The following is a 1,132-nucleotide window of genomic DNA, read 5'->3' on the forward strand; positions in this document are numbered from 1 at the left end:
TGAATCGCCACTGATTTCCTAGACACCTTTTAGTTAGATAAACTAGCTAAAAAAAGAGGTGTCCATGAGCCATAAACGTTACCCCGAACAATTCAAAATCGAAGCAGTAAAACAAGTCACTGTTGCCGGTCATTCTGTTGCTGACGTTGCTCAGCGTTTAGGTACTACCACCCATAGTCTTTATGCTTGGATTAAGCGCTATGGTCCTGACTCTGAGGAACACCTTCAGCAGTCTGCTGAGTCCGCCGAAATTCGACGACTACAAAAAGAGCTCAAGCGCGTTACGGAAGAACGTGACCTGTTAAAAAAAGCCGCGGCGTACTTCGCAAGCCACCCCGAGTAAGATACGCCTTTATCCAAGAGCATCATCACAGTCACTCTGTGCGACAACTGTGTCGGCTGTTTGATGTTCATCCGAGCGGGTATTACGCGTGGAGAAGCTGCGCTAAGTCAAAGCGGCAACACGATAATGAACGACTGACAGGTCAACTAAAACAGTGTTGGCTCGAGTCTGGTGGTGTATATGGATACCGTAAACTCCATCGAGATCTGCGTGACCTTGGTGAACGATGCGGTATTAATCGTGTACATCGCCTGATGCAACGAGCAGGCTTGCGAGCGCAAGTTGGCTATCACAAACCGAGAGCACCTAGTGGTGAGCAACACGTTGTTACGCCAAATCGTTTAGAACGGCAATTCGATCCATTAGCGCCCAACAAGGCATGGGTAACGGATATTACGTACATCAAAACGCATGAAGGTTGGCTCTATCTTGGCGCTGTAATGGACTTGTTCTCACGTCGCATTATTGGTTGGTCAATGGGCAACAGGATCACCAAAGAACTTGCGTTAGATGCCTTATTGATGGCTGTGTGGCGTCGTAAACTTGATGGCAAAGTGCTGGTACACTCAGATCAGGGAAGCCAATACACCAGCCATGATTGGAGTGAATTTTTAAGTGCCCATGGTTTGGAAGGTAGCATGAGTCGTCGAGGCAATTGCCACGATAACGCAGTAGCCGAGAGTTTCTTTCAACTGCTGAAACGTGAACGGATCAAGCGAAAAATCTATGCAACAAGGGACGACGCAAAGATGGATGTGTTTAATTATATTGAGATGTTTTACAACCCGA

At 47.1% G+C, this 1,132-nt stretch carries 1 protein-coding gene; it reads left to right on the plus strand.

Annotated features, from left to right (window positions below; translation table 11 throughout):
• Positions 1-64: 64 nt before the first annotated feature.
• Positions 65-1,132 (plus strand): IS3 family transposase gene (locus J3L11_RS18800; RefSeq protein ID WP_207571981.1). Its coding sequence is split into 2 segments (ribosomal slippage), with 1,069 coding nucleotides annotated over them: positions 65-302 and positions 302-1,132; the frame shifts between segments, so codons are not numbered across the junction. This gene is flagged as partial in the annotation.

It is taken from the genome of Shewanella sp. 4t3-1-2LB (genome assembly GCF_017368415.1).
GTDB classification, from domain to species: domain Bacteria; phylum Pseudomonadota; class Gammaproteobacteria; order Enterobacterales; family Shewanellaceae; genus Shewanella; species Shewanella fodinae.